The sequence below is a fragment of the Ideonella sp. P3_A4 genome (genome assembly GCF_056403075.1).
In genome coordinates, this window is record NZ_JBFUGE010000730.1 from 1 (window position 1) to 2,723 (window position 2,723).

Consider the following 2,723-nt stretch of genomic DNA (forward strand, 5'->3'; position numbering starts at 1 on the left):
ATCGTGAAGCTGCGCGGCACACCTTCAGAGAGGTTGCGGCCCTTGACCTCCATCTCCTTGACTTCGGAGCCGGGGAAGGCCGAGCCGATGCTCTTCTTGATGCTTTCGGCGGTCGGCTCGCCGATCAGCATGCCGTAGTTGCGGCGGATGTAGTTGATGATCGCTTCGTCGAACTTGTCGCCGCCGACGCGGACCGAGCCCTTGTAGACCATGCCGCCGAGCGAAATCACGCCGACTTCGGTCGTGCCGCCGCCGATGTCGACCACCATCGAGCCCGAGGCTTCGCTGACCGGCAGCCCGGCGCCGATCGCGGCGGCCATCGGTTCTTCGATCAGATACACCTCGGAGGCGCCCGCGCCGAGCGCCGATTCGCGGATCGCGCGCCGCTCGACCTGGGTCGAGCCGCAGGGCACGCAGATGATGATCCGGGGGCTCGGCTTCAGCAGCGAAGCCGGGTGGACCATCTTGATGAACTGCTTGAGCATCTGCTCGGTGACGGTGAAGTCGGCGATCACGCCGTCCTTCATCGGGCGGATCGCCTCGATGTTGCCGGGCACCTTGCCCAGCATGGCCTTGGCTTCCTTGCCGACGGCCTGGATGGTTTTCTTGCCGCTCGGGCCGCCCTCATGGCGGATCGAGACGACCGAGGGCTCGTCGAGCACGATGCCTTTGCCCCGCACGTAGATCAGGGTATTAGCAGTGCCCAGGTCGATGGCGAGGTCGGTCGAGAAGTAACGACGCAGTGGAGCGAACATTGGCGGTCAGATAAGGGGGGCTGACAGTGCCGGGGCGAACGCACCACGGACGCCGCAAGGGCGCACGATCGGGTTCAGAGCCTCGGACTGCATGGATGGGGCGCGGCGTTTGAGCGCGGAAGGCTGGTGCGGTGCGGTGGAATGGCGCAGGTTAAGGCCGGGACACCGCAAGCTGACGATTCCAAACGTGACCCACGACACCGCGTGTTTCGCGCTGCCCTGCCGGCGTCGTCATCGACCTGTCGTCAGGGCCGCACCAGAGTGAACCGGCGGCTTGTGGATTAACCGGAGATAATACCGCAAGCCCCCAGGGCCACCGAGGTAAGCCGCCCCTATTTTTGCGGGTCGCCAGCGCCTCGAAAGGCCCGCTGCGTGCAGCCCGCCGCGGCGTCCAAGTAGAACCAGGTCACTCCATGCCACTCGATCAAGACGACGTGCGCCGCATCGCCAATTTGGCGCGGCTGGAACTCTCGCCCACCGAGGCCGACGCGATGCTGGGCCAGCTCAATGGCTTCTTCGGCATCGTCGAGCAGATGAAAACGGTCGATACGCGCGGTATCGAACCGTTGTACACGCCGCTGTCGGCGGTGCAGGCGGTCGAGCTGCGTTTGCGCGACGACCGCGTCACCGAATCGAACGACCGCGAGGCCAACCAGGCCAGCGCACCGGCGCTGGAAAACGGCCTGTTCCTCGTGCCGAAGGTGATCGAATGAGCGCGGCATCGAACACCGATCTGCATGACCTGGGCGTCGCCGCGCTGTCGCGGGCCCTGGCAGACAAGCAGGCCTCCAGCGCCGAGCTAGTCGACCATCTACTGGGCCGCATTGCGGACCAGCGCGCGCTTGGCGCCTTCCTCCATGTGGATGCCGATGGCGCCCGCGCCGGCGCCAAAGCGGCTGACGCAGCGCGTGCCGCAGGCCAAGCCGGCGCACTGACCGGTGTGCCGATCGCCCACAAGGACATCTTCGTCACCAAAGGCCAGCCCTCGACCGCCGGCTCGAAGATGCTCGAAGGCTACGCCAGTCCATTTGACGCGACCGTGGTGGCGCGTCTGGCTGCCGCGGGCGTCGTGAGCCTGGGCAAGCTGAACTGCGACGAGTTCGCGATGGGCTCGGCCAACGAGAACTCCGCCTATGGCCCGGTGAAGAACCCGTGGGACGCGACCCGCGTGCCGGGCGGCTCGTCCGGCGGTTCGGCCGCCGCGGTCGCTGCGCGCCTGGTGCCAGCGGCGACCGGCACCGACACGGGCGGATCGATCCGCCAGCCGGCCAGCTTCACTGGCATCACCGGCATCAAACCGACCTACGGCGTGTGCTCGCGCTACGGCATGGTCGCTTTTGCGTCGAGCCTGGACCAGGCCGGCCCGATGGCCCGCTCGGCCGAAGACTGTGCGCTGCTGCTGTCGACGATGAGCGGCTTCGATGAGCGCGATGCGACCAGCCTGCAGCGTCCGCCGCAGGACTTCCATGCCCAGATGCTGCAGCCCCGCGCCGGCGCTTCGGCTACAAAGCCGCTGCAGGGCTTGCGAATCGGCCTACCGAAAGAGTTCTTCCCCGCTGCGCTGGCCGCCGACGTGAACGGCGCGTTGCGCGCCGCGCTGGCAGAGTACGAGAAGCTCGGCGCGACGCTGGTCGACGTCAGCCTGCCACGCACCGAGCTGTCGATCCCGGTGTACTACATCATCGCACCGGCCGAGGCCAGCTCGAACCTGTCGCGTTTCGACGGYGTGCGTTATGGCCACCGCGCCGCCAAGCACGGCGACCTGATGGACATGTACAAGAAGTCGCGCTCGGAGGCCTTCGGCGCCGAGGTCAAGCGCCGGATCATGATCGGCACCTACGTGCTTTCGCACGGCTACTACGACGCCTACTACCTGCAGGCGCAGAAGCTGCGCCGCATGATCGCCGACGATTTCCAGGCGTGCTTCCAGCAATGCGACCTGATCGCCGGCCCGGTGGCGCCGACGGT

The 2,723-nt window shown here is 66.9% G+C and carries 3 protein-coding genes; 2 read left to right on the top strand and 1 reads right to left on the bottom strand.

The window, feature by feature from the left end:
• Positions 1-755 (bottom strand): rod shape-determining protein (locus tag AC1DYI_RS31865; protein WP_477208121.1); only part of this gene is annotated, 755 nt, incomplete at its 3' end.
• A gap of 413 nt (positions 756-1,168) precedes the next feature.
• On the opposite strand from AC1DYI_RS31865, the gene gatC reads away from it, so the two are divergent.
• Together gatC and AC1DYI_RS31875 are read left to right on the top strand one after the other, a co-directional pair.
• The gene (gene gatC / locus AC1DYI_RS31870; RefSeq protein ID WP_477208122.1) at positions 1,169-1,468 is read left to right on the top strand and encodes an Asp-tRNA(Asn)/Glu-tRNA(Gln) amidotransferase subunit GatC; all 300 of its coding nucleotides are present in this window, start codon (positions 1,169-1,171) and stop codon (positions 1,466-1,468) included.
• A partial coding sequence (locus AC1DYI_RS31875) for an amidase family protein (protein WP_477208123.1) occupies positions 1,465-2,723 on the top strand: 1,259 nt, incomplete at its 3' end. The genes gatC and AC1DYI_RS31875, both read left to right, overlap by 4 nt.

Coding starts and splice junctions, on each gene's coding strand:
- gatC (WP_477208122.1), top strand. CDS start 1,169: ATGCCACTCGATCAAGACGACGTGCGCCGCATCGCCAATTTGGCGCGG.